Below are 25,879 nucleotides of genomic sequence, written 5' to 3' on the forward strand. Positions count from 1 at the left end.
AGCGAAGCGACATGGAACAGCGATTAACAGAAGAAAAAGTGTTTAAAGATCCGGTACATAATTATATTCATGTGCAAGATCCGATTATATGGCAGTTGATTAATACACCAGAGTTTCAGCGATTGCGGCGGATTCGCCAGTTGGGCACTTCATACCTGACTTTTCACGGTGCAGAACACAGCCGATTCTCACACTCGCTTGGTGTTTACGAAATTACACGGAAGATCATCTCCCAATTTGAAAGAAGTCACTATTCCGATTGGCCTAAGGAGGAGAAAGCAGTCGCCCTCTGTGCAGCCTTGTTGCACGATCTGGGTCATGGACCGTTCTCTCATTCCATCGAAGAAGCCTTCGACATGAATCATGAAGACTGGACCTGCCGGATTATTCTGGGCGATACCGAGGTTGGGGCGATCCTGAGAAGGTATGCTCCCGATTTCCCAGAGAAGGTAGCCTCCGTTATTCAAAAAACATATGAGCAGCCCATTGTCGTAAATCTGGTCACTAGTCCACTTGATGCAGATCGGATGGACTATTTGCTCCGGGATGCTTATTTTACAGGTGTAAACTATGGAACCATCGACCTTGACCGAATCCTACGGATGCTTCGTCCATATCATGGAAGAATTGTGGTCAAGGAATCGGGAATGCATGCGGTAGAAGATTATCTGATGTCGCGGTATCAGATGTATTGGCAGATCTACTTCCATCCGGTGACCCGAAGTTCCGAGATCATCTTACGGCAAATTTTTAAGCGGGCTAAAGAGCTGGTGAAGCAGGGTTTCAATTTCCGCTTTTTGCTTGAGCCATTGCCGCAGCTTTTTGAGGGTACACTCTCAGTTGATGAATATCTGCAATTGGATGAAGCATTAGTACAGACGGCATTTATGCAGTGGCGTAAAGAGAACGATCCTGTTCTGAGTGAGTTGTGCGAACGTTTTATGGATCGCAGGTTGTACAAGTATGTAGAGGTTGAACAGATCGATGTGGAGACGATTGAAGAAATTCGGGCTGCCTTTGCCAAAGCAGGTCTGAATCCTGAATATGATCTGGAAATTGATTTTCCGACAGATCTTCCGTATGATGTTTTTCGTCCGGATGAATCGACAGACAAACAGATTTTGCTGCTTGATCGACAGGACAAGTTACACGAATTGTCCGAGGTATCGGACATTGTTCGTTCAATCAGCGGAATACATCGTGGGAAGCATCATCTGTACTATCCACAAAATAAGGTGGATGCGATCATTCACGAGCTGCCGTCTCATATTCGCCCCTATTTTTCATGATCATGAGGTTCAAAATTTTTACAATTTAGCTATGGGAGAAAGAGTTTCTAATTAGAGATGTTCTCATGATACAGTAATCTGCTTTAATGGAGAGTATATGTAGATCGACATAATTTTGTAATGTACACTTTTTTTGAAATGTTGGACTTATGAAGTCGACTATATATAGTAGAAAGTGTTGCTGTGTAATCCATATATGGTACTTCCAAAAATCAAGTGAGATGAACAACATTTGCCGATTTTAAAATATTTGATTGGGACAATAAACAGTTATTCGACAGGAAGGGAGAAACAAACATGATGTTATTCGACACACATACACACCTGGATGCACCGCAATTCGACGAGGACCGCGAGGAGATGATTCAGCGTGCAGTGGACGCTGGGGTTGGCCGCATGATCAATGTCGGTTTCAATCGGGAGACCATTCCTTCTACGATGAAACTTGCCGAAACGTATGATTTTATATATGCTGCTGTAGGCTGGCATCCACAGGATGCCATTACGATGCAGGACGGTGATCTCGAGTGGATTGCGTCTCTGTGCAAACATGAGAAAGTAGTTGCCATTGGTGAGATTGGCCTGGATTATTATTGGGATACTTCACCAAAGGATGTACAGCATCGTGTATTAAGACAACAGATCGGACTTGCTCGTGAGCTTAATATGCCGATTGTCATCCATAACCGGGATGCACATGAGGATATTGTAAAAATTTTGCGTGAAGAGAAAGCCGGGGAAGTCGGAGGTGTGATGCACTCTTTCTCAGGAAGTTGGGAAACAGCAAAACTCTGCCTGGATCTGGGGTTCCATCTATCCTTTGGCGGGCCGATTACGTTCAAAAATGCGAAGCAGCCCAAAGAGGTACTGGCGAAGGTACCAATGGACCGCTTTTTCATCGAAACAGACTCCCCATATCTAACACCACATCCTTATCGTGGAAAACGAAATGAAACAGCGCATGTACGTCTGGTTGCAGAAGCAGCTGCGGAAATTAAAGGCATTTCGGTAGAGGAAATTGCTGCAATAACGACCAAAAATGCCATGGAACGATTTGGAATTCGTTAAAAAAGGAAGCAAAACCGATGAAAAAGAGAGGTAGACGGAGGGAATTTGCTTTTTGATCCAAATAAATGAAGAATATTACAATATTTTAACCAAATATTTAGAAAAACGTACTTGAACAACGCTTTACAACATGCATCGAAACAGGATATCATCTTTTCAGTGAATTGTTGCGCGGAAAATTGGACAGATGTTCGGGGGATGAACAAAGGGACACTTTCCGATGACACAACAATACTTTCATGAACCGATCTCGCTGAGTCTCCGTTTACGGAGAGCGGGGGAACCAATAGGGCTTAAACATCAGCGAAAGCAGCTGATGCGCATCGTTCGCTGACCCAAAAGCAGTGAATGCCTTTGCGAAGCGCTATTTGATTTCTTCTTTGGGTCTCGGGGTGAATTCAAGGGCATCCGCCATGAGCGGGTGACCGGAGATAGGGCGGCTCTCTTTCGCCCGAACCCGACAGCTAACCTCGCAAGCGGAAAAAGAGAGGCAACCTCGTGCATGAATTTCCGATATTCAAAATCATTCGGAAGCCACGAAAGAGTTCCTCTTACACTCTTTCTTTGGCTTTTTTGTTTTTGAATAAAAGAAATACAGTCATCATACGGTAAGTATTCAGGTGGTGACATCATGTTGCGAAGAGGAGTTCATGGTGCAGAACCGGTCATTGAGATATGGACCTGTGTTCTGTAGAAAATTTGGTATAGTCGCGTCAAAGACATCATGCATTACTTTAGACGGCGAGGCTATGAAGGAGGACGGAGAAGTGGGCACATTCCAACCAGAAGAGACCCATGAGTCACGATCATCCAGTAAGTCTTACGCGTTGCGGTGGAAGCATGAGAACTTGCGTCAAATGGCACTGATCGCTATTTTCTCAATCGCACTTACAATCATGATCTTGTTAGTCGTTTACGGTCAAGCCGGAAAACAAATTTCACTGGTTATTGATGGCAAAGCTCAAGCGGTAGAGACTCGTACAGGAATGCTTCAAGAAATGCTGGAGGAGCAGTCAATCACAGTCAGCCCCCATGATGAGGTATCGATGCCTTTGAACGGAGCAATCGCAGATGGAGACCGCATTGTTATTGAGCGGGCCGTTCCAGTCAACATTACGGCAGACGGAGACACCAAGACTCTGTATACAACCGATTCATCGGTAGAAGATGCAATTCAGAAATCGGGAATTGAAGTTGCCAGTGAGGATAAAGTCTATCCTTCGCTCACAACACCAATCAAGGAAGATATGAAAATTCGTGTAGTGCGTGTAACAAAGCGTACAGTGGATGTGGAACAGTCGATTGCCTACAAAGTGATCAAAACAGCTGACCCCAGCTTGTACAAAGGCGATAACCGTGTCATCGTAAATGGTAAAGAAGGTACAATTGTACAGCATATCGAAAAGGTGTTTCAGGATGGAGAATTGGTCTCCAAAAAGATGGTGGGCAAGTCGGTCTCGACCAATCGTGTCGATAAAGTGATCGCTGTCGGAACCAAAGCCAAACCTGTTGTGAAAGAGCCGGAGATTCAGACGGTATCGGCCCAAACTTCCACAACCAAAAAAGCAACAACAACGAACTCGAAGAAAACCGCTGCATCAGGCAGCAAAGTCATTACCGTCTCAGGCAATTCTTTTAAATATTCCAAAGTACTAAAAAATGTATCGATGACTGCTTACTCCTCTGAGGAGCCTGGCATTGGTACAAAAACAGCTTCCGGTACCCGGGTAACCGAAGGACGGACCATTGCGGTCGATCCAAAGGTGATTCCGATTGGCTGGTGGGTGTATATCGAAGGCCTCGGCTTCCGTCGTGCGGAAGATACAGGCGGTGCCATTAAAGGCAACAAAATTGATGTGTATTATGACAGCGTGAAGCATGCCCTGAATTTCGGTCGTAAGAAAGGCAAAACGGTATATGTAATCGGTCCGGTGAAGCCGGAAGCCAACTAAAATCGTTTTACTTTGAATTGGGAATGCTATAAAATATAAGCATGAATGATTCATGCGGAATATGCGGCGGTGGAGTCTGAAGAGGCTCGCCGCCGTTTGGCAGAGAAGAGGATATTCCTCTTCTTTTTGCGTTAGAAAGGAAGAAATGGAACATGATAAAAGAAGTCATCGTGGTAGAAGGCCGCGACGATACCGTAGCCATCCGAAGAGCCGTTGAGGCTGATACAATAGAGACTGGCGGATCTGCCATCAACCAGCGCATTCTGAAGCGAATTGCACTTGCACAGGAGAGACGAGGCGTGATTGTTCTTACCGATCCGGATCATGCCGGTGAGCGGATTCGCAAAATCATTGCGAATAAGGTCCCTGGCTGCAAACATGCTTTCATTCCGGAGGCTGATGCAACCCGCAAAGGAGACATTGGGGTCGAGAACGCCTCACCTGAGGCGATTCGTCATGCACTGGCTCGAGTCCATACCTCGTATGAAGGTGCGCCGAGCCTGATCGATTGGGAGGACTTGATTGCAGCAGGACTGATTGTACACCCGCAGGCAGCCGCAAGGCGCATGGAAATGGGGAATCTGCTGGGCATAGGCTATTGTAACGGCAAACAGTTTTACAAGCGGCTGAGTGTATTCCAGATTACTAGGGAAGAGTTCTCTGCAGCATTATCGCAAATTGAACGTGAAGGATTGTGAGCGTATGAAAGGCATGGACGAGACTTTGGAAATTGCAACACCCAAGCGAACGAAAGAGATTATTCAAAGACATGGATTCTCATTCAAAAAAAGTCTGGGTCAGAACTTTCTGATTGATCAGAATATATTGAATAAAATTGTGAATGCAGCCGATCTGGACGAGTCCAAGGGCGCACTGGAAATCGGTCCGGGTATTGGAGCACTTACAGAGCGGCTGGCTCGGGTAGCCGGCCCTGTAACAGCTGTGGAAATTGATCAGCGCTTGCTGCCGATCCTGGGCGAAGTGATGGAACCTTATTCTAACGTCAGGGTGCAGCACGGAGATGTGCTGAAGCTGGACTTGGCAGAGCTCTTCCGTACGGACTTTGCCAGTGTGGACAAAGTGAGTGTTGTAGCCAACCTGCCCTATTATGTGACAACTCCAATTATGATGAAGCTGCTGGAAGAGAAACTGCCGGTAGACAGTATTGTCGTCATGATTCAGAAGGAAGTGGCAGAACGTATGGCAGCTGCACCCGGCTCAAAGGACTATGGCAGTTTGAGCATTGCAGTCCAGTATTACAGTAAGCCGGAGTTGGTCTGTGTTGTGCCGCCAACGGTATTCATTCCGCAGCCTAATGTGGAATCTGCTGTCATCAAGCTCAAAGTGCGGGAACAGCCACCTGTGGAAGTGCCGGATGAAGCGCATTTCTTTGAAGTGGTACAAGCTTCTTTTGCCCAGCGGAGAAAAACAATCTCGAACAACCTGAAAGCACGCTTCTTCACCAAGGAAAATCGGGAGCAGGCGGACCAGTTGCTGGAGCAGGCTGGCATACAGCCATCCAGACGCGGGGAGACGCTCAGTCTGCAGGAGTATGCGACCCTCAGCACGGTGATGTGGGAAGCGGGCGTCCGTGCCGGCCTGTAAATAAATTCGGATGAACCAATCCGGGTCCTTGCCCATACGATGGGGTAGAGGTGATTATGTTGATGAATATCGGAGACTTGGTCGTTCGGAAGTCATACGGTGGAGATGTGACTTTTCGGGTGGAAGGCCTCCAGTTGGATAGTGCGGTCATTAAAGGGACCGAATTCCGGCTGCTTGCCGACTCCCCGGTGGATGATTTGATACAGGTTCCTTACGAACCACAGAGTGCCAAGACCAGGCAGGCACATGTAAAGGCGCATCAAACACTGTCAAGGCTGCAGCAGAACCGAATTGAGCAGGCAGAACGCAATCGCGAAGGTCTGGCTCAAGATTGGTCTGTACAGCGGGAGCCGGCTTATTTTGAAATGCCAGGCAAGGTGCTGCATTTGGATGGGGATCCAAATTATCTGAAGAAGAGCATGAATCTCTATGAACAGCTTCGTGTCCCTGCAGAGGGGCAATATGTACATGAGTCGGCTATGGCTGATACGCTATATCGTCTTCTCCCCAAGGTGCGGCCTGACATTGTAGTCATTACGGGCCATGATGGGGTGCTGAAGACCCGTCAGCCTTATGACTTATACAGTCTCGGGAGTTATAAAAATTCGCAAAATTTTGTAGCCGCAATTCAGGTGGCGAGGCAATATGAACGTCATCTGGATGCACTCACGATCGTTGCAGGCGCATGTCAGTCCCATTTTGAAGCCCTGCTGCGGGCAGGTGCGAACTTTGCGAGCTCACCCGGCCGTATTTTGATTCATGCACTTGATCCGGTATATGTGGCAGCCAAGGCAGCCTTTACTTCAGTAAGGGAAACAGTGAACATGAATGATATTCTGCATAACACCATTAGTGGCAGCCAGGGTGTCGGTGGTGTCGAAACACGCGGCAGTTATCGCGTTGGCCTGCCTGGTTTGAATGATTTATCTACGCTAAAAGTGAACCCATCGGCAGTTTGATGCAGACCAATGAAAGTCCCAATATGGGGCTTTTTTTGTTTGCAAAAAAATTCATTGACAGCAACTTTTCCATGCTGATATAATATTTAGTTTTGATTTGACAGTGACTGTAAATTCGGGTATAATGGACAAGAAAAGAGGTGGTCGTCGACAATGGCTAAAAATACGCTGTTGGATATCAAACGCAATCTCGATGCTCATATAGGTCAAAAAATTATGTTGCGGGCTAATGGTGGCCGCCGTAAGACTATTGAGCGTACGGGTGTATTGGAAGAAACGTACCCTTCTGTTTTTATCGTCAAGCTTGATGAGGAGCAAGAAACCTTCAAGCGAGTATCTTACAGTTATGCAGATATACTTACGGAGTCGGTGGAAGTCATGGTATTCGATCCAGGCAGCCAGACGCCTAACTCCTACCTGGAGACGTAAGTATCGTTTTACAGGCGGTCCGCCCTTATGGCGGATCGCCTTTTTATTTTATACAAAACTGTCCAGGTGGGTATGTTCAGGAATGAGGTTTAACCAGAAACGGCATACTACTTGAACAGGCCGCTAACGATATGCTGAAACAGTTTATCGGCAAAGTGGGTCTGTCGTCGTCAAGTATTAATCCGGTTGAATGGACTTATCAGAACTGCTATTTCAAGGAGGATGGTTTCATGAGCCGCAGAAGAAGAAGTGTGATGTCGGATGAACTCAAGAATGAGCTGGCAAAAGATCTGGGTTTTTATGATACCGTACAGCAGGAAGGCTGGGGTGGCATTAAAGCCAAGGATGCGGGCAATATGGTGAAGCGCGCCATTCAGCTTGCTGAACAGGCAGCACGCAAATCGTAATTCGTTCTAAACGGTTTGGAGAGCGGGGCCTTCCACTGGGTTGACCTCGCTTTTTCCCCATGGAATTCGGAATAGAAATGACTTGACAGTCCCATTTTGATATAATATGTTAAGTTGTCTTAGGGAAAAGGTGAGGACGGGTGAACGCCTTGAAAATTTACGAAAAAGCGCCTGCTAAAATTAATTTGATGCTGGACGTTTTACATAAAAGAAGCGATGGCTTCCATGAGGTCGAGATGATCATGACCATGGTCGATCTGGCTGACCGACTCGAAATGTCGGAACTGCCTCGAGATACCATATTTATCTCCAGTCAGGCCGGGTATATTCCGCTTGATGAGAAGAACTTGGCATTTCAGGCTACCAGATTGATCAAAGAGCGTTACAATGTGCGTACTGGTGTGCATATTCATCTGGACAAAAAGATTCCGGTGGCTGCCGGACTGGCTGGGGGCAGCAGTGATGCCGCAGCTACGCTGCGTGGATTGAACCGGCTCTGGCGTCTGAATATCCCGGATCATGAGCTGCAGGAGCTTGGAGCGGAACTTGGGTCGGATGTACCCTTTTGCATAACGGGTGGAACAGCACTCGCTACAGGTCGTGGAGAGAAGCTGACACCGATGCCTAACCCACCACAATGCTGGGTGATTCTGGCCAAGCCTCCGATCAATGTGTCGACAGCGGACGTGTACGGACGATTCCGCAGTGACAAGATCGTTCGGCATCCGAGCGCTGCCAAAATGGAGCAGGCCATACGCAACCAATCATTTGCAGAAGTGTGTGGACAGATGGGCAATGTGCTTGAGGACGTTACACTTAAGCTGTACCCGGAAGTGCAGCATCTGAAGGATGCCATGGTTAAACTGGGTGCAGATGGAGTGCTTATGTCGGGTAGCGGTCCAACCGTATTCGGACTCGTCTCCAAGGAATCCAAGGTTGCACGGATCTATAATGGGCTGCGTGGCTTCTGCAAAGAAGTGTATGCAGTACGCATGTTGACTTAGAATTCGCTTTTATAATGTACAAACACGTATAAAGGTGGTATATTTTTAAATAATTATTCGGATTTGGATGTTTTCCGTGATCGTGAGGATGGATCTCTGTGAAGAAATTAAAACGAAGCGCTAGGCTGGTTGAAATGACGCAGTATTTATTGTCAAGACCGCATACGGTTATTCCGTTGACCACGTTTGCCGAACGTTATGGTGCCGCGAAGTCGTCAATCAGTGAAGATTTGGCGATTATCAAGGAAGTGTTCGAAGAAGGTGGGTCGGGAGAACTGCAAACACTGGCAGGGGCTGCCGGGGGAGTCAAATGGATTCCGAAGGTATCCAGAGAACATGCTCTGGCCTTTGCTGAACGACTCAGCAACCAGTTGGAGCAGCCCGACCGTATTCTGCCTGGCGGGTATCTCTACATGTCTGACTTGCTTGGACAGCCTGCATTGATGAATGAAGCAGGCAAAATATTTGCGACTGCTTTTGGCAACATGGATATTGATGTTGTCATGACGGTAGAAACGAAGGGCATCCCTCTGGCATATGCGACCGGAGCCCAGCTTAACCTGCCTGTCGTGCTCGTGCGCAGGGACCATCAGGCTACGGAAGGATCGGCCGTAAGTATCAATTATGTATCAGGGTCCCATAAAAGTCTCCATACGATGTCCCTATCCCGCAGAGCGATGCGGGAGCATTCCCGGGTACTCATCGTGGATGATTTCATGAAGGCCGGAGGAACCGTGCAGGGCATGATTGATTTGCTCGCCGAGTTTAATGCAACGGTAGCTGGTGTTGGGGTACTGGTGGAATCGGGTTCAGTAGATTCGGAAGAGCGGTTGCTGACCGATTACGTATCCCTCGCCCAGCTGACAGCAGTGGATGCAAAAAGCAGACACATTTCGGTGAAGCCTGGCAACTATTTTGACCTGTAGAAAGATGACGAATGACATGTCGGGAAAGGTTCTATTCCATCGACCCGGCACTAACGTTGTCGAATTGTGTATTAAATAAAAAAATTCCTGAAATTAGGACATTTTTGTGGTTATAAAAAGAAGGAGTTCGTATAGGCTGTGTGGAATTATACACCAAGTTCTGATGGAAAAAGGTGGTGAACACACACATGCAAATTACGGATGTCAGACTCCGCCGTGTTAACTCGGAGGGGAGAATGAAGGCTATCGCATCCATTACCATCGATAACGAATTCGTCGTTCATGACATTCGCGTCATTGATGGGAACAACGGAATGTTTGTTGCTATGCCGAGCAAGCGGACTCCTGACGGAGAATTCCGTGATATCGCCCACCCGATCTCTTCCGGTACTCGTGAGAAGATTCAGGCTGCTGTTTTGACTGAATATGATCGCGCTGCAACTGAGGAAGAAGTCATTGAAGAAGGTGCCTGAGAACATTATTGGGGTTCGAAGGAAAAGAGAGCCATGTCTTATGGCTCTCTTTTCTTTTTGACCGGAATAAGATATATTCAGTATTGAGTTTATTCAAAGAGGAACATTTATCAGCTTTATTGCTGGAAAATGTTGAAGGAAACAATAGCGCAGCGTGCGCTTGGTGACAGGGCGGCATCTTAAGAGTCATTGGGATTCGGTTAAGGCTCGCAGGTACACGGCGTATACATATAGGTCACGATTGCTCGTGTCCGCGTTGTTACGTGTGATTACAGAGACAGCAGGCGATGAACAAGACCGGCTTCAGGCCGGCTGAACGATACTCATTGAGAATGATCCATGAAGGTGGGTATTTCGATGGGGTTTTCAGAACAGGAGGTCGTGAATTTTGAAACGAATGGCAATTGTACTTGCTGCAGGGCAAGGTAAACGAATGAAATCGAAATTGTACAAAGTGCTGCATCCCGTATGTGGTAAACCTATGGTAGGTCACGTGCTGGATGCGGCTCTTCGCGCAGGCGTTGAACGCAGTGTAGTCGTGGTCGGTCATGGGGCCGAAGCGGTGAAGTCATTTTTGGGTTCCAAGGCAGAGTATGCACTTCAGGCTGAACAGCTCGGGACAGGTCACGCAGTGAAACAGGTGAAGTCTTTGCTTGGAGGTGAGGAAGGGTCTACCATCGTTGTCTGTGGGGATACACCTCTGGTAACCAGTGAAACACTGGAAGGACTGATGAAGCTTCATGAGAGTCGCGGAGCTGCTGCAACAGTGCTAACGGCTCAATTGGACAACCCGAAAGGCTACGGCCGCGTTATTCGCGGAGAAGACGGTTCTGTACAACGCATTGTGGAGCAGAAGGACTGCACGGAGCAGGAAGACGCTGTGAATGAGATTAACACAGGGACATACTGCTTTGATAATGCAAAGTTGTTTGCTGCACTGGAGAAAGTGACGAACCAGAACGCCCAGGGTGAATATTACCTGACAGATGTTGTTGGGATTTTCCGCAACGATGGAGAAGTGGTTGAAGCTTACATGTCAGATGATATCGCGGAATCCATTGGGGTCAATGATCGACTCGCCCTTTCCCAAGCCGAAGCATATATGCGTGAACGTTTGGCAGTGAAACATATGTTGAACGGTGTTACAATCATTGATCCGACATCGACATATATCGGAGCGGATGTTACGATTGGATCAGACACGGTATTGTACCCGGGAACTATTTTGAAAGGGACAACTTCCATTGGCGAAGCTTGCCATATTGGTCCTCAGGCCGATATTGAAGATAGTATCATTCAGAATGGGGTTACCATTAAACATTCCGTGTTGTCCCAAGCCGAAGTTGGCGAAGAGACAACGGTAGGACCTTTTGCTTACCTGCGTCCAGGCACCAAGCTGGGCCGGAAAGTAAAAATTGGTGACTTTGTCGAAGTGAAAAATGCTACAATTGATGAAGGATCCAAAGTATCACATCTCAGCTATATTGGGGATGCTAAAGTAGGTAAGAACGTAAATGTTGGATGCGGGGCAATAACGGTTAATTATGATGGATATAATAAAGCTGTAACGACAATCGAAGATGATGCGTTCGTAGGCAGCAATGTCAATCTGATTGCACCCATCACGGTAGGAAAAGGCGCATATGTGGTAGCCGGTTCCACCGTTACACATTCCGTTCCGGAGAACGATCTGGCTATTGCTCGTCCTCGCCAGGAGAACAAACCTGGTTACGCGGAGAAGATTCGCGGACGTGCCAAAGCCAAGAAACAAAATGCCAAACCCGAATAAGGGGTATTGATATTCTGATTGCCTCCCGATTTTTCGGGAGGTGCCGACATGTCGCAGACGCTTATAGATTCCAATGAACCAGCACGGAGGGTTTTTATTTTATGACTTATTTTGATTCGAAATTAAAAATATTTACTTGCAATTCTAACCCCAAGCTTGCCCATCAAATTGCTGATTATATCGGAATTCCTATGGGTGAATCTCACACAACCAGCTTCAGTGATGGTGAGATCCAAGTGAAGCTCTCCGAGAGCGTTCGGGGCTGTCACGTATATATTGTGCAGTCCACTTGCTTGCCGGTTAATGACAACCTGATGGAAATGCTCGTCATGATCGATGCACTGAAACGGGCATCTGCCAAGACAATTAACGTTGTAATTCCGTATTACGGCTACGCAAGACAGGATCGCAAGGCGCGTTCACGTGACCCGATTACGGCGAAACTGGTAGCGAATCTGATCGAAAAAGCAGGTGCAACCCGCGTTATCGCGATGGACTTGCATGCCATGCAAATCCAAGGATTTTTCGATATTCCAGTGGATCATCTGCTTGGGGTGCCTATTTTGGCTCAATATTTCCGGTCCAAACAGATCGAAAATCCCGTCGTTGTATCGCCTGACCACGGCGGTGTAGTTCGCGCACGGAAATTGGCTGATTTCCTGAATGCACCTCTGGCGATTATCGACAAACGTCGTCCGGAGCCAAATGTAAGTGAAGTTATGAACATTATCGGTAACATTGAAGGCAAAACGGCGATTCTGATCGATGATATCATCGATACGGCGGGAACCATTGTACTGGGAGCAAACGCACTGATGGAAGGCGGCGTGAAGGAAGTATACGCATGCTGTACGCATCCGGTGTTGTCCGGTCCTGCAATGGAGCGTTTGGAGAATGCACCGCTGAAGGAAGTTATCGTAACGGATACCATTCCGATCACGCATGCCAATCCGACAAGCAAACTTAAAGTATTGTCTGTAGCACCTTTGCTCGGGGAAGCGATTATCCGGGTTCATGAGGAATTGTCAATCAGCAAGCTGTTTGAAATTGAATAAGGATGTCTGCACAAAGTAGTAGAGGGGTTACGTTTTCCGGTTGAGCGGAAAATGTAACCCCTGTCGGCGTGCCATTATAACGTAAGCATGAGATGCCGGATCAATGTTATGTTAGTATCCCGGCCTTGAAATGAAACGAAAGCGCCGCCGATGAAAAAGAGTGTCGGCAATTTCGACAAATTGATTATCGAAACGTGTAATTAGTCCGATTTCAATATGGGTGTCGCGGTCATATACCTGTACAGGTACGTGGTATTCGAGATGATAGATAAAATCGCTATGTTGAGTCAGTTGTCCGTTATCTTCGCGCAAAACCCGCTCACCTTCCTGGGTTAATGAAATAATAATTCGTGAAAATTACAGTAAATAGGAAGTTCACTTTCTTGATATTATATGAAATATAACATTCGAAGTCTATGCCTCACCTCAGGGTGATCCGAAGGAGGGATTGAGATGAAGTGGATTGTAGGTCTGGGAAATCCGGGCTCAAACTATGCCAAAACACGACATAATATTGGTTTTATGGCACTTGACCAACTGGCCAATCGGCATGGTATTTCCATTTCCCAGAGCAAATGCAAAGCGTTGATTGGAGAAGGAAACATTGGCGGTGTCAAAACCATATTGATCAAACCAATGACATTCATGAACCTGTCCGGTGAGTCGGTACGGGCATATATGGATTTTTACAAAGTTAGTCTGGAAGACCTGATTGTCGTTTATGACGACATGGATACGGAAATTGGTAAAGTCAGATTGCGGTATCAGGGCAGTGCTGGCGGCCATAATGGAATCAAATCCATTATTCAGCATACGGGTACACAGCAGTTTAACCGGGTACGTATGGGTATATCCCGTCCAGAACCAGGACATGCCATCGTTGATTATGTACTGTCGACTTTTATGAAGAAAGAAAAGGAAGCACTTGAACATACCATTGAACAGACATGTGATGCTCTGGAGCATAGCCTGAATCATACGTTTGAGCAAACGATGGCCAAGTTCAACGGGTAGGACTTGCAAGGAGAAGGCACTGGGAAAAATGATCAAAACCGGGTTCAATTCAGTCAAAATGGGCATACTGGACGTATAAACTGTGTTCAGGAGGCATAAATATGTCAGTGAATTATGTATGCAGGCATTGCCGTACCTTTATTGGAAGAATTGATTCTGCCCGAATATCAGAAGCCCAGTTGGGCTTTCATTTCTTGACCCCCGACGAGCGGAGGGATATAATAGCGTATAATTCCGGTGGTGACATTACCGTCCGGATTACATGTGATTATTGTAAGGAAGCGCTTGAACTCAATCCAGAGCTCAGCCTGCTTGCGAGCCCGCTTCAATAATAAGCACGGATCGCAGCAAAGAATGATGACAGATGATGGGGGCTGCGGAATACCGCTCCACCTTTATAGCCTTGGCAGCCTGCTGAGGCTTCTTTTCAGTTTGGGATAAAAACAATCCTCGTAAAATTCAGGGTAATCGTATCAACCTGATGTGGCAATGCAGCGAGTAATCCTTTATGATGAAACAGGACAAAAAGGAATTTGTATCCAATTTGGAATGATGATGCTGCGCTTATGCGTGAGATAATCAAGTAAGTTATAAGAGAGGTGCCCCTTTTGTTACAAGCACTTATACAGGCTTTTTCCAAAGATCCCGATTTTGGATCCATTACTGCCGGTATTACGTCCGGTATGAAGGAGCAGCTGGTTTCAGGATTATCCGGATCGGCCCGCCAGATCATGTTGGCTGCTCTGCATCAAGAGATGAACCGACCACTGCTCGTCGTTACACACAATATGTTTTCCGCACAAAAAATTGCAGAAGATTTACAGGAAGCGCTTTCACCGGATCAGGTACTGCTCTATCCTGCCAATGAACTTGTTGCCGCTGAAGCCGCTGTTTCCAGTCCGGAAACATTGGGTCAGCGTATTGATGTGTTGGTCCGCTGCGCCCAGGGCTTTAGGGGCGTTGTTGTTATTCCATTTTCCGGCGTGCGGCGTTATGTCCCTCTTCCGGAAGTGATGGCGAGTGCTCAAATTACAATTAAACAAGGCAGCACACTCGATTTGGATTCGTTCCTTCTGGAGATGGTGAAGCTTGGATATGAACGTGTGGAACGGGTTGAATCTCGCGGCGAGATGAGCGTGCGCGGCGGAATTATCGACTTTTATCCCGTGACTTCATCCATTGCCTATCGGGTGGAACTGTTTGACGATGAGATTGATTCCATACGAACATTTGATCCGGCGGATCAGCGTTCAATTGAACGAATTGAAGAAGTTACAGTGCTGCCATGCAAGGAGTTAATTGCTGACCGTGAACGCATGGAGAAGGCGGCAGATGCCGCTGTTGTCCTGCTGGATCAGCAGCTCGAGAAAATGACTGACCGACAACCCAAGCTGCGTCTTCGTGAAGAAATTCACCGGGAGATTGAGCTGCTGAGGGAGCATGTTTATTTCTCTGAAATGTACAAATATATATCACCTCTATATCCGGAACATAAGACAATCTACGACTACATGCCAGAGGACACGCTGCTTGTTCTTGACGAGCCTGCACGACTGGCTGAAACGTCCAAGCAGCTCGACAGGGATGAGTCGGAGTGGAACTTGCATTTGATGCAAAATGGGAAAACTCTTCCTGATCTTCATTTATCGGCAGACGGGGACGAGCTGCTGTATGAGCGTCCATTCCAGACGCTGTTTATGTCGATCTTTTTGCGTCAGGTTCCGCATACACAGCCTCAGAACATTCTGAATTTTATCAGTCGTGGCATGCAGGATTTCCACGGTCAGATGAATGTGCTTAAGGCAGAGATGGAACGCTGGCAGAAGGCCGGAGTGCATGTACTCATGCTGGCAAGCGGGGAAGAAAGACTCGAACGCATGCGGCGCGTACTTATGGATTACGATATACCGGAACCGGAAATGCTCATCGGTAACTTGCAGACTGGATTCGAGATGCCGTCCATACATCTGGCAGTTGTAACCGAAGGTGAGATGTTCTCCCAGAAGCAGCGCAAAGCACGCAAACCAAGCCGTAATGTCGATAATGCTGAACGGATCAAATCTTATAGTGAGCTGAAGGTGGGCGATTATGTCGTCCATCAAAATCACGGGATTGGTAAATATCTGGGCATCGGTACGCTCGAGGTTGGCGGTATTCATAAGGACTATATGCATATTCTCTACGCTGGTGGGGATAAACTGTCGGTACCGATCGAGCAGATCGATCTGATTCAGAAATATGTTGGATCAGAAGAGAAAGAGCCCAAGATCTACAAGTTGGGCGGTAATGAATGGACACGGGTCAAAAATAAAGTTCGTACATCCGTACAGGATATCGCCGACGATCTGATCAAGCTCTATGCTGAACGTCAGACTTCCAAAGGTTTTGGCTTCGAGAAGGACTCTGCCGAGCAGCAGGAATTCGAGGCGATGTTCCCTTATGATGAGACCCGTGATCAGGTTCGTGCGATCGAGGAAATTAAAAAGGACATGGAACAAAATCGTCCCATGGACCGTCTGCTATGTGGAGATGTAGGTTACGGGAAAACCGAGGTTGCCATTCGTGCTGCGTTCAAAGCAGCAATTGAGGGCAAACAGGTTGCTGTACTTGTTCCTACCACAATTTTGGCACAGCAGCATTATGAAACATTCCGCGAGCGTTTCTCGGGTTATCCATTCAATATTCATGTCCTTAGCCGTTTCCGTTCCCGAAAGGAACAGAATGAGACGGCCAAAGGCATTAAAAGTGGTACGGTTGACATCGTCATCGGTACACACCGGTTGTTGTCGCAAGATCTGGTATTCAAGGATCTTGGACTGCTCATCGTTGATGAAGAGCAGCGCTTCGGAGTAACACATAAGGAAAAACTGAAGAAGCTGAAAACAAACGTGGACGTGCTCACGCTGACAGCTACACCAATTCCGCGTACACTCCACATGTCCATGCTGGGTGTCCGTGATCTGTCGGTTATCGAAACACCTCCAGAGAACCGTTTCCCGGTGCAGACCTATGTTGTGGAACACAGTCAGGCCCTTGTACGGGAAGCGATTGAGCGGGAACTGGCTCGTGGGGGTCAGGTTTATTATTTGTACAACCGTGTCCAAGGAATTCAGGAGATGGCGGCTGAAATCTCTGAATTGGTTCCGGGAGCCAAAGTGGGCGTAGGACATGGTCAGATGTCTGAGACTGAGCTGGAGAAAACCATTCTGGACTTCCTGGATGGTGAATATGACGTGCTTGTCAGCACAAGTATCATCGAGACGGGGGTTGATATTCCGAACGTTAATACCCTGATTGTCCATGATGCGGACAAAATGGGTCTTTCCCAGCTGTACCAGCTCCGTGGGCGCGTAGGCCGGTCCAATCGGATTGCTTATGCTTACTTTACCTACCAACGGGACAAGGTGCTGACCGAAGTCGCAGAGAAACGACTGCAATCGATCAAGGAATTTACCGAGCTGGGTTCGGGTTTCAAAATTGCGATGCGCGATCTGTCGATCCGTGGTGCAGGAAACCTGCTGGGTGCAGAGCAGCACGGCTTCATTGCTTCGGTTGGATTCGACCTGTACTCTCAGATGCTGGCTGAGGAAATTAACAAACGCAAAGTCACGATGCTTGGTGAAGAGCCGGTACCGTCCGATCAATGGAACACCACGCTCGATCTCAGTATCGATGCCTACTTGCCGTCGGATTATATCTATGACAGTATACAGAAGATTGAAATTTACAAAAAAGTGGCGGTTATTGCCTCTTTCGACGATGCCATGGAACTGGAAGACGAACTGGTTGACCGATTCGGAGATCTTCCGGAAGCCGTTATTAATCTTATGGCCGTTGCAAGGTTGAAAGTTTACGGTAAAATCTACGGAATTGAGTCCATTACTCAGCGTGGTGATGATCTTACCGTGAAGTTCTATGAAGGCCGTGAACATGCATTTGAGCTCTCGAAAATTGCGCACATTGGAAATCAGTTCGAAAGACGTGTACAATTTGAACAAGGACCCCATATGCTTATACATGTCAAAGGCAAAGGGCTTGGGGACAAGCAACTGATGGAACTGGTAGAGAAATTTCTGGAGTCCATGAAGAGTGCTTTTAAATCAAAGGGGGAACTAAAGGATGTTACCAAAGTATAAAAAAGTAGGGAAAGTACTCTCCGTGAGTATGGTCGCAGTATTATCCCTATCATTGCTTGCTGCATGTGGCAAGAAGGAAGAAGCAGCTACACCTGAAACGAATGATACAAGTGCTGTTGTGGCTACTTACGATGGTGGTACAATTACAGCCAATGAATTCGACATGGAGCAACGGGTCATGAAATTCCTCTATCCGGAATATGCACAAATGATGGAGATGGATGATTTCAAGGACTACCTGGTACGCCAGGAAGTTGCTTATGAATATTTGAGTGGCAAGGCGAGTGAAGAAGCCAAAACAGAAGGTGCCAAAACAGCAACTGAACAATTCGACAAAATGAAAGCTTCTGTTCAAGCTGATCAATGGACTGAAATGTTGAAAGCCCAAAACCTGACAGATCAAAACATCAAGGATTACATGACTCGCATCATGACTGTAATTAAGGACAAAGAGACTGGCGTTACGGAAGATGCCATCAAAAAGGAATTTGAAACGAATAAGGATCAGTTCACGACGGCTTCGGTTCGTCACGTGCTGATTAATTTCACCGATCCGGATACACAAAAAGAACGTAAAAAAGAAGATGCATTGAAAATTGCAAAAGAAGTTAAGACCAAACTGGATGCGGGTGAGGACTTTGCAAAAATCGCAAAAGAATACTCCGAAGATCCAGGTTCTGCGGAAAAAGGCGGATTGTACGAAAATACCCCTGTATCCAACTGGGTAGACGCGTTCAAGGAAGCTGCAAAAACATTGCCTCTCAACAAAATCAGTGATCCGGTTGAGACCGAATACGGATATCACGTGATGAAAGTGGAATCCCGTACGGAAGCGGATTACGGCAAATTGACGGATGAGCAAAAAGAAACACTCAAAAGTCAATTGGCAGCTGCAGAGATCGATACGTTCATGACGAATGAACTGGACAAGGTCGTCAAAGAAGTAAACCTGCCAAAAACAGAACAAGCTGAAGAAGGTACAACTGAAGGTACGGATGGTACATCGGGCACTGGCACCGAAGGTGACCAATCTACGGAAACCAAAACCGATGAATCCACTAGCACTGACAAGAAGACTGACCAAGGTACAACTGGAACAGATGCGGATGCAACAACAGGTGATAGTGCAGATACAAGCAGCAAGTAAGAATCAAGCCGAGGTACACGTACCTTTTGGACAAGCATAGAGAAGCAAGGGGAGGACTTATGGCCTGCCCCTTGCTTCTTTTTGTGTATACTGCAGTGTATTGGGTACATGGTCACTTTCTTCGGAATGAACACAACTATATTCTTCAATGCATGTATAAGGAAATGGGAACAGATGAATACTATGGTCAAGATATCACACTAAACGTTCTGGGACTTTCCTCTACCCATTATGGAACAGTAGTTGAAAAATCTTCTCGAGAAAGTGGGGCAACATGTGAAATGAAAGCTACTGGTATTGTCCGCCGTATTGATGACCTCGGCCGTGTGGTCATTCCAAAAGAAATTCGTCGTACGTTAAGGATCCGTGAAGGAGATCCACTTGAAATCTTTGTGGATCGCGACGGAGAAGTCATTCTAAAAAAATATTCGCCAATCGGCGAACTGGGCGATTTCGCCAAAGAATATGCTGAATCGCTGTATGAGAGTACAGGTCATGTAACCATGATCTCCGACCGTGATACCATTATCACGGTAGCAGGCGGCTCCAAGAAGGAATATTTGGACAAGCAGGTAGGTCAGCTGGTGGAGAGCTGCATGGAAAACCGGAAAACCATTGTCGAGACAGGCAGTGGCTCCTACGAGCTAAGTAAGGATCATGACGAAACGTTATCCTCTTTTGTCATTGCACCCATCATTTCGGGTGGAGATCCCATTGGAACCGTTATTCTGTTCAACAAGGATGAATCGGTGAAAATGTCCCAGATGGAAGTTAAAATGTCTGAGACAGCTGCCGGCTTCCTTGGCAAACAGATGGAACAATAAACAGCAAACCAACTCCTGGTGCCTTTCTGGCAGACAGGAGTTTTTTGCGTTTGGAGACATGTTTCCGAGCAAGAAGTGAAACGGATAAAGGTATTCTCTGCAGAAGGTTAGTCTGTGGGGCTTCAGGCAGGTATAATAGCAAGGTATGCTTACAGGATACAATGCTTGGACAAACGCAGGAGGAACTTATGAAACAGCCGTCTACTGGCTCTAGATTGTTACAGGGTGCATTTATACTCGGGCTTGCCGCCATTATTTCCAAAGTCATCGGTGCTTTTCAGAAGATTCCGTTACAGAATCTAGGGGGAGACGGTGTTTTTGGCATTTATAACACGGTATATCCGTTTTATATGCTTATCATTACGGTTGCTGCCGCAGGACTGCCTGTTGCAGTATCCAAGTTTGTTGCGGAGGAAAATGCGCTGGGAAGGCCGGAAGAGGGCAAACGGATTATCCGTCTGTCTTCTATCCTTCTCGGAAGTATCGGACTAATTTTGGCATTATTGATGTACATGGGTGCACCCTTTATAGGTCATCTTATCGGTAATGGACATGTCATTCCTTCCCTCCGGGCTGCTTCGCTCGCGCTGCTATTTGTCCCATTGATGACGGGCCTCCGTGGATATTTCCAGGGATTACAGCAGATGGTGCCTACCGCTGTATCTCAAGTCGTGGAGCAGACGATCCGTGTTACGGTGATGATTATGCTGCTGTTATGGCTTATGAGGCATGATGCATCACTGGAGACGATTGCTGCGGGAGCCATGCTTGGCTCCGTTGCCGGAGGGATTGTCGGTTTGGTAACCATGTTGGCATATCTATATGGTCATGGGCGAAAGAGCAAAAAAACCGATTTAAGGACGGGAGGAGCGATCTCGAATGAGCGTGAGCAGGTTCGGACCAATGGTCAATGGATCAGGACTCTATTGCTCTATGCCATTCCAGTCTGCCTGGGTTCGCTTGCTGTGCCCCTGATGAACCTGGTGGATACCTTCACGGTGCCCCGGCTCCTAAGGAGTGAAGGGCTGGATGAAGTCGAATCCATGGTGTCGTTCGGAATTTACAATCGGGGATTGCCGCTTGTGCAGCTGGTGACGATGCTCGCTACGTCACTATCCGTGCTATTCATTCCGGCGATGGCCGAAGCACGGCTGAAGGGCGGGCCGGAAGCCGTTAGGCAGCAAGCAGGCACTGCGCTGCGCTGGTTCTGGCTAATCGGCCTGGCAGCCTCCGCTGGTCTGGCGGTGCTGGCAGAACCGATCAACCGCATGCTGTACGGTGATGCCGCAGGCACCGAAGCCTTGCGGTATATGGCGCTGACGGCAGCGGGCAGCACCGTCAGCATCATCGCGGCGGCGCTGCTGCAGGGCCTCGGCGCCGTACGCGCACCCGCGTTCAGCATGCTGGCCGCCGCAGGCGTCAAGGCGCTGCTGAACGTCTTGCTTGTGCCAGCGCTGGGCATCAGCGGCGCGGCTCTGGCAGGCGCAGTCGCCTATATGCTGGCGGCTGGCCTGAATGTGGCGCTGCTGGCGCGGCGTGCCGCCCTGCGCCCTGCTCGTGGCGCCGTCCTGGCGAAGCCGGCGCTGGTGATCGCCGCCATGAGCGTGGCGGCGGCAGGCATGGCCTGGGCCGCCGGAGCGGTGCTCGGCGGCATGGGCATCGCGGCCGATCGCAGGCTGGCCGCGGTGGGCATAAGCCTGCTTGGCATTGCGGCAGGTGCAGCCGTGTTCTTGCTGGCGTCAGTCCGCACGGGACTGCTGACCGCCACAGACCTGGCAGCGATCCCCAAGCTTGGACCGCGCCTGGCCAAATTGCTGCGCAGACTGCGTGTCTTGCGCTAGCAGGATTGCCCGCTTTTGAATGCAGGATTATAGGAAATCACCTGATTCTGGTATAATACGTGTAATTATAGAGCGCTGTTCTGAACAAGCTCCTTATTTCCATGGGGAAAAGGGAGGTGCGCGGACAGGATGGTTCGGATGGAGGTTGGAAGATGAGCGCAGCTTTGACAGTCGTTGGTCTCGGTTCAGGAGATGCAGACCAGCTGACAGTAGGTATTATCAAAAAAATGAAACAGGCGGCCACATTGTATGTCCGCACACTGGATCATCCCGTATTGAATGATCTGAAGCAGGAAGGGTTGGAGATGACATCATTTGATGCCATCTACGAGGCGAAGGCATCGTTCCCGGAAGTGTATGATGAAATCGCAAATCGTTTAATTGAAGCCGCTCGCCAGGGAGAGCCAGGCACTGAGATTGTATACGCTGTGCCAGGTCATCCAATGGTGGCAGAAGCAAGTGTACGCCTGCTGAAAGAGCGCTGCCCACAGATGGGTATTTCACTTCGTGTCATGGGAGGGGAGAGTTTTCTGGACGAAGCTTTCATTCGTCTTGGATTTGACCCCATTGAAGGCTTTCAGCTTCTGGATGCCAGCAGCCTGAGTACGGAACTGGTGCAGCCTCAATTACATACGCTGATCGGACAGGTTTACGACGTGTTTACAGCGTCTGACGTGAAGCTGTGCCTGATGGATGTATATCCGGACGACTACCCGGTATTTGTTGGACATGCCCTCGGTGTGAAGGACCAGGAGGTCATTCACAAGGTACCACTTCATGATCTGGACCGGATTGAAGGATACGGAAACTTGTCACTGATCTATGTACCCAAAAATATGGATGATGCACTGCGCCGCCGCTCCTTTGCACGGTTGCATGAGATTGTAAACATTCTTCGCAGCCCGGGCGGATGCCCATGGGATCAGGAGCAGACCCATCAGTCCATTCGCAAAAACCTGATTGAAGAGACCTACGAGGTCATCGAAACCATTGATGAGGACGATCCAGATCACATGAAGGAGGAGCTTGGGGACTTATTGCTGCAGATTCTGCTGCATTCCCAGATGGAAGAGGAAGTGGGCACATTTAATGTGTACGATGTCATCGAAGGACTCCATGACAAGCTCATTTTCCGCCATCCCCATGTATTTGGTGAACATCAGGCGGAGAATGCGAATGAAGCACTGCAGAACTGGGAACAGATGAAGGCAGAGGAGAAGAAGCGCAAAGGGTTGGATCAACAGGCCATTTCTGTGCTTGATGGGATTCCCCGCGATCTGCCTGCCTTGATGAAAGGGTACAAGTTGCAGAAGAAAGCAGCCAAGGTCGGTTTCGATTGGGATGATGTCGAGGGTGTATTTGCCAAGATTGAAGAAGAGCTGGCTGAGTTGAAAGAAGCAGTGCAGAACAACCAATCAGCTGAAGAGCAGAAGCTGGAATTAGGCGACTTGCTGTTTGCCACTGCCAATGTGGCTCGGTTCATTGATACAGACCCGGAAGAGGCGCTTGCAGCCACTAACCGCAAGTTTACAGGACGCTTCCGATATATTGAAGAACGGCTTCGTGAACTGGGACGGACACCTGCAGATAGTAATGTCGAAGAGATGGAGCAATTTTGGCAAGCAGCGAAGAAGGCAGGGTTATAAGCACTTCTTACATGCAGCTTATTCCAATAAGCGTGTTCCATGATTTCATCTGTTGTGTTATGATATACGAACATGTGTTCATGTATTGGGCTGGATATTCCTGAGTAATCAGATACCGTTTGGGGTAATGGACTTGGACTATTCATAGGCAATGGTTTGTAATAAGTCAAAAAAAGTCGAGGATCAAGGCAGGAATTCAGAATCCAAGCCAGAATACATGTGTAGTAAACCTTGTGCGAAACCGCGGCAATTAACGGATTGCCAGGATTCGCAGATACTTTTTTTTCAATTTGGGAGGCTTTTAAAAATGAACAAAACAGATCTGATTAACAACATTTCCACCAAAAGCGGTTTGACTAAAAAAGATGTTGAATCCGTATTGAACGGCTTTTTGGGAGAAATTACAGATGCACTCGCAAGCGGAGACAAAGTACAACTGATCGGCTTTGGCACTTTTGAGACCCGCAAACGTTCCGGTCGTACCGGCCGTAACCCACAAACAGGGAATGAAATCGTAATTCCTGAGTCCACTGTTCCTGCATTCAAAGCAGGCAACAAACTTAAAGAAGCCGTAAAATAATGCGTCTTGATAAATTCCTGAAGGTCTCCCGGCTGATTAAACGCCGTACTGTGGCCAAAGACGTCTCTGAACAGGGACGTGTTCTGATTAACGGACGTGAAGCGAAGCCAAGCGCTGCTGTCAAAGTGGGCGATGAGCTGACGGTTCAGTTCGGTCAGAAGTTGGTCACTGTAAAGGTAGAACGTCTTGCCGAGAGTACCAAGAAGGATGAGGCGAGCAGCCTCTATACCTTGGTTAAGGAAGAGCCGATCGCCAAGGATAACGGGCTGAACTGGTAATGTTCTGCCCGATATGCTCCTTTTTCAAATGAAAGCAAGTGTTATAGAAGCGCCTTTCCCTATACAGGAAGGGCGCTTTTGTGTCTGGACAAGTCGGATCATTCCGTTCATCATCGATGGTTCTATTCCTGCCTTCCGTTCCATAAGCTAGGTGTAAGAAGGAGGGGTACATGCCATGGTTGAGCACGGTAAACCGAAACAGCATCATTTGAGCATGCAAAATCGCAAACTGCTGGATCTGACAGGCGTCTCGAATGTGGAGAGCTTCGACAGTGAGGAATTTTTGCTGCAGACTGAACTTGGGCATCTGACCATCCGGGGGCACAATTTACATATCAAAAACTTGAGCCTGGAGGAAGGTTTGCTGTCCATTGAAGGCACAGTCAGTTCGCTTCAATATCTGGACCCCGGTTCCCAGAACAAGAACGGAAAAGGCCTGTTCGGCAAGATGTTCCGATGAGTCCGGACACGCAGTGGATCACATTAACGTGGATGCTGTTATCGGGAATCGTGATGGGAATGGCCTACGACAGTTACCGGGTGCTGTCCGGTCAGCTGCGGTTCCCGAGATGGAGCATGCATACACTCGACCTGTTGTATTGGGTTGCTTCCGCGCTGTTCGTTTTCCGGATGCTGTACGCCGGAAACCACGGACAGCTGCGGTTTTATGTCTTTTTGGGGCTAATTATAGGGGTTTGCTTCTATTTTTGGCTTTTAAGTGTTACAACCCAGCGTTTTGTGGTAATGTTAATTAAACTCGCAAGAACACTGATCCATTGGTGTGGGCATATCCTTAACATCCTGTTCGTTATGCCAGTTAAGGGATTATACAAGCTAGTACGCGTGTTATTGGGTTTTGTACTCGCGATCCTCCTATTCCTGGGCAAGCTGGTATTGCAATGTTTGGTACCTTTCGGCAAGTTGTTCCGCTGGATGTTTAGGCCGCTCCTGAAACATTGGGTAACGCCCCGTTGGATGATCCGTGCGGGTTCAAGTATTGCAGCGATATGGAAACGCTGGTTTTAAGGAGGTCCGATAATGGGTAAAACACCTGTGGGGAGATCTGCAGCCCCAACAGGCCAAGGGAAATCTGCTGGCGCACGAAGACGCCTTATTCTCTGGATGACATTCATGGTTGTGTTTGTCATTTGGGCAGGATATACGTTCCTGGTGCAGAATGCACAGATTTCGGACAAGAGTTCGCACTTGGCCGCACAGCAGGCTTCTAAGGAAGAGACGCAGAAAAAGCTGGATCAGTTGAAGTATGAAGTCAGCCGGTTGAAGGACCCTGAATACATAGGACAGCTGGCGCGAAAAAAAGGGTATTATCTGCCTGAAGAGACGCCAATCCAGGTTGAAGAGTCAGGGAACTGATGGAATTGTGCTCATGACAGAGCAAGGGTTATTATCCATATATCTGAAGCCGTTATACTGTTAAAAATAGGCTCCCTTACGGG

Annotated in this window: 25 protein-coding genes and 1 riboswitch; all 25 genes read left to right on the plus strand. The window is 47.8% G+C overall.

Annotated elements, in window-relative coordinates:
* Window positions 1–11: 11 nt before the first annotated feature.
* Window positions 12–1,289, plus strand: coding sequence for an HD domain-containing protein (locus AB3N00_RS29635; protein ID WP_413037700.1), 1,278 nt, complete (start codon window positions 12–14; stop codon window positions 1,287–1,289).
* Between the two features lie 297 nt (window positions 1,290–1,586).
* Entirely contained in the window at window positions 1,587–2,357 is a 771-nt protein-coding gene (locus AB3N00_RS29640) for a TatD family hydrolase (RefSeq protein WP_175394631.1), read from the plus strand.
* A 241-nt stretch (window positions 2,358–2,598) separates the two neighbouring features.
* Window positions 2,599–2,852, plus strand: a riboswitch (cyclic di-AMP (ydaO/yuaA leader).
* A gap of 272 nt (window positions 2,853–3,124) precedes the next feature.
* Window positions 3,125–4,309, plus strand: coding sequence for a ubiquitin-like domain-containing protein (locus AB3N00_RS29645; protein ID WP_413037701.1), 1,185 nt, complete (start codon window positions 3,125–3,127; stop codon window positions 4,307–4,309).
* A gap of 152 nt (window positions 4,310–4,461) precedes the next feature.
* On the plus strand, window positions 4,462–5,007 hold the full coding sequence (gene rnmV, locus AB3N00_RS29650; RefSeq protein ID WP_175394629.1) for a ribonuclease M5: 546 nt from the start codon (window positions 4,462–4,464) through the stop codon (window positions 5,005–5,007).
* A gap of 4 nt (window positions 5,008–5,011) precedes the next feature.
* Window positions 5,012–5,914 (plus strand): 16S rRNA (adenine(1518)-N(6)/adenine(1519)-N(6))-dimethyltransferase RsmA, encoded by a 903-nt coding sequence (rsmA, locus tag AB3N00_RS29655; RefSeq protein WP_413037702.1) that lies wholly within the window; start codon window positions 5,012–5,014, stop codon window positions 5,912–5,914.
* 62 nt (window positions 5,915–5,976) lie between these two features.
* The gene (yabG, locus tag AB3N00_RS29660; RefSeq protein WP_413037703.1) at window positions 5,977–6,873 is read left to right on the plus strand and encodes a sporulation peptidase YabG; all 897 of its coding nucleotides are present in this window, start codon (window positions 5,977–5,979) and stop codon (window positions 6,871–6,873) included.
* A gap of 153 nt (window positions 6,874–7,026) precedes the next feature.
* On the plus strand, window positions 7,027–7,302 hold the full coding sequence (veg, locus tag AB3N00_RS29665; RefSeq protein WP_413037704.1) for a biofilm formation stimulator Veg: 276 nt from the start codon (window positions 7,027–7,029) through the stop codon (window positions 7,300–7,302).
* 230 nt (window positions 7,303–7,532) lie between these two features.
* Window positions 7,533–7,709, plus strand: a complete 177-nt coding sequence (locus AB3N00_RS29670; RefSeq protein ID WP_175394626.1) for a small, acid-soluble spore protein, alpha/beta type — start codon at window positions 7,533–7,535, stop codon at window positions 7,707–7,709.
* Window positions 7,710–7,858: 149 nt separating this feature from the next.
* Window positions 7,859–8,713, plus strand: a complete 855-nt coding sequence (gene ispE, locus AB3N00_RS29675; protein WP_413037728.1) for a 4-(cytidine 5'-diphospho)-2-C-methyl-D-erythritol kinase — start codon at window positions 7,859–7,861, stop codon at window positions 8,711–8,713.
* A gap of 98 nt (window positions 8,714–8,811) precedes the next feature.
* Entirely contained in the window at window positions 8,812–9,639 is an 828-nt protein-coding gene (purR, locus tag AB3N00_RS29680; RefSeq protein WP_095293352.1) for a pur operon repressor, read from the plus strand.
* 188 nt (window positions 9,640–9,827) lie between these two features.
* Window positions 9,828–10,112, plus strand: coding sequence for a septation regulator SpoVG (spoVG, locus tag AB3N00_RS29685; protein WP_017691372.1), 285 nt, complete (start codon window positions 9,828–9,830; stop codon window positions 10,110–10,112).
* A gap of 397 nt (window positions 10,113–10,509) precedes the next feature.
* The gene (gene glmU, locus AB3N00_RS29690) at window positions 10,510–11,901 is read left to right on the plus strand and encodes a bifunctional UDP-N-acetylglucosamine diphosphorylase/glucosamine-1-phosphate N-acetyltransferase GlmU (RefSeq protein WP_413037729.1); all 1,392 of its coding nucleotides are present in this window, start codon (window positions 10,510–10,512) and stop codon (window positions 11,899–11,901) included.
* A gap of 101 nt (window positions 11,902–12,002) precedes the next feature.
* Window positions 12,003–12,956: a ribose-phosphate diphosphokinase gene (locus AB3N00_RS29695; protein ID WP_017691370.1), complete on the plus strand. Its 954-nt coding sequence runs from the start codon at window positions 12,003–12,005 to the stop codon at window positions 12,954–12,956.
* A 453-nt stretch (window positions 12,957–13,409) separates the two neighbouring features.
* Window positions 13,410–13,970: an aminoacyl-tRNA hydrolase gene (gene pth / locus AB3N00_RS29700; protein ID WP_413037705.1), complete on the plus strand. Its 561-nt coding sequence runs from the start codon at window positions 13,410–13,412 to the stop codon at window positions 13,968–13,970.
* A gap of 101 nt (window positions 13,971–14,071) precedes the next feature.
* Window positions 14,072–14,302 (plus strand): anti-sigma-F factor Fin family protein, encoded by a 231-nt coding sequence (locus tag AB3N00_RS29705; protein WP_095362254.1) that lies wholly within the window; start codon window positions 14,072–14,074, stop codon window positions 14,300–14,302.
* 276 nt (window positions 14,303–14,578) lie between these two features.
* Window positions 14,579–18,106, plus strand: coding sequence for a transcription-repair coupling factor (gene mfd, locus AB3N00_RS29710; protein ID WP_413037706.1), 3,528 nt, complete (start codon window positions 14,579–14,581; stop codon window positions 18,104–18,106).
* Complete coding sequence (locus AB3N00_RS29715; RefSeq protein ID WP_413037707.1) at window positions 18,090–19,253, plus strand: peptidylprolyl isomerase; 1,164 nt, start codon at window positions 18,090–18,092, stop codon at window positions 19,251–19,253. The genes mfd and AB3N00_RS29715 overlap by 17 nt, the downstream gene beginning before the upstream one ends.
* Before the next feature lie 281 nt (window positions 19,254–19,534).
* Window positions 19,535–20,077, plus strand: a complete 543-nt coding sequence (gene spoVT, locus AB3N00_RS29720) for a stage V sporulation protein T (protein ID WP_175394621.1) — start codon at window positions 19,535–19,537, stop codon at window positions 20,075–20,077.
* Between the two features lie 188 nt (window positions 20,078–20,265).
* Window positions 20,266–21,918 (plus strand): putative polysaccharide biosynthesis protein, encoded by a 1,653-nt coding sequence (locus tag AB3N00_RS29725; RefSeq protein WP_413037708.1) that lies wholly within the window; start codon window positions 20,266–20,268, stop codon window positions 21,916–21,918.
* 152 nt (window positions 21,919–22,070) lie between these two features.
* On the plus strand, window positions 22,071–23,564 hold the full coding sequence (gene mazG, locus AB3N00_RS29730; protein WP_413037709.1) for a nucleoside triphosphate pyrophosphohydrolase: 1,494 nt from the start codon (window positions 22,071–22,073) through the stop codon (window positions 23,562–23,564).
* Window positions 23,565–23,871: 307 nt separating this feature from the next.
* Window positions 23,872–24,144 carry an HU family DNA-binding protein gene (locus AB3N00_RS29735; RefSeq protein WP_017691362.1) on the plus strand — a complete coding sequence of 91 codons (273 nt, stop codon included), beginning with the start codon at window positions 23,872–23,874 and terminating at the stop codon, window positions 24,142–24,144.
* Entirely contained in the window at window positions 24,144–24,422 is a 279-nt protein-coding gene (locus tag AB3N00_RS29740) for an RNA-binding S4 domain-containing protein (protein WP_095293361.1), read from the plus strand. The genes AB3N00_RS29735 and AB3N00_RS29740 overlap by 1 nt, the downstream gene beginning before the upstream one ends.
* Window positions 24,423–24,597: 175 nt before the next feature.
* A complete protein-coding gene (gene yabP, locus AB3N00_RS29745; RefSeq protein ID WP_175394619.1) occupies window positions 24,598–24,882 on the plus strand; it encodes a sporulation protein YabP in 285 nt (94 codons plus the stop codon).
* Entirely contained in the window at window positions 24,879–25,448 is a 570-nt protein-coding gene (gene yabQ, locus AB3N00_RS29750; protein ID WP_413037710.1) for a spore cortex biosynthesis protein YabQ, read from the plus strand. The genes yabP and yabQ overlap by 4 nt, the downstream gene beginning before the upstream one ends.
* 12 nt (window positions 25,449–25,460) lie before the next feature.
* A complete protein-coding gene (locus tag AB3N00_RS29755) occupies window positions 25,461–25,796 on the plus strand; it encodes an FtsB family cell division protein (protein WP_413037711.1) in 336 nt (111 codons plus the stop codon).
* Window positions 25,797–25,879: the final 83 nt, after the last annotated feature.

Source organism: Paenibacillus xylanilyticus (assembly GCF_047246825.1).
In the GTDB taxonomy this organism is placed as follows: Bacteria; Bacillota; Bacilli; order Paenibacillales; family Paenibacillaceae; genus Paenibacillus; species Paenibacillus xylanilyticus_B.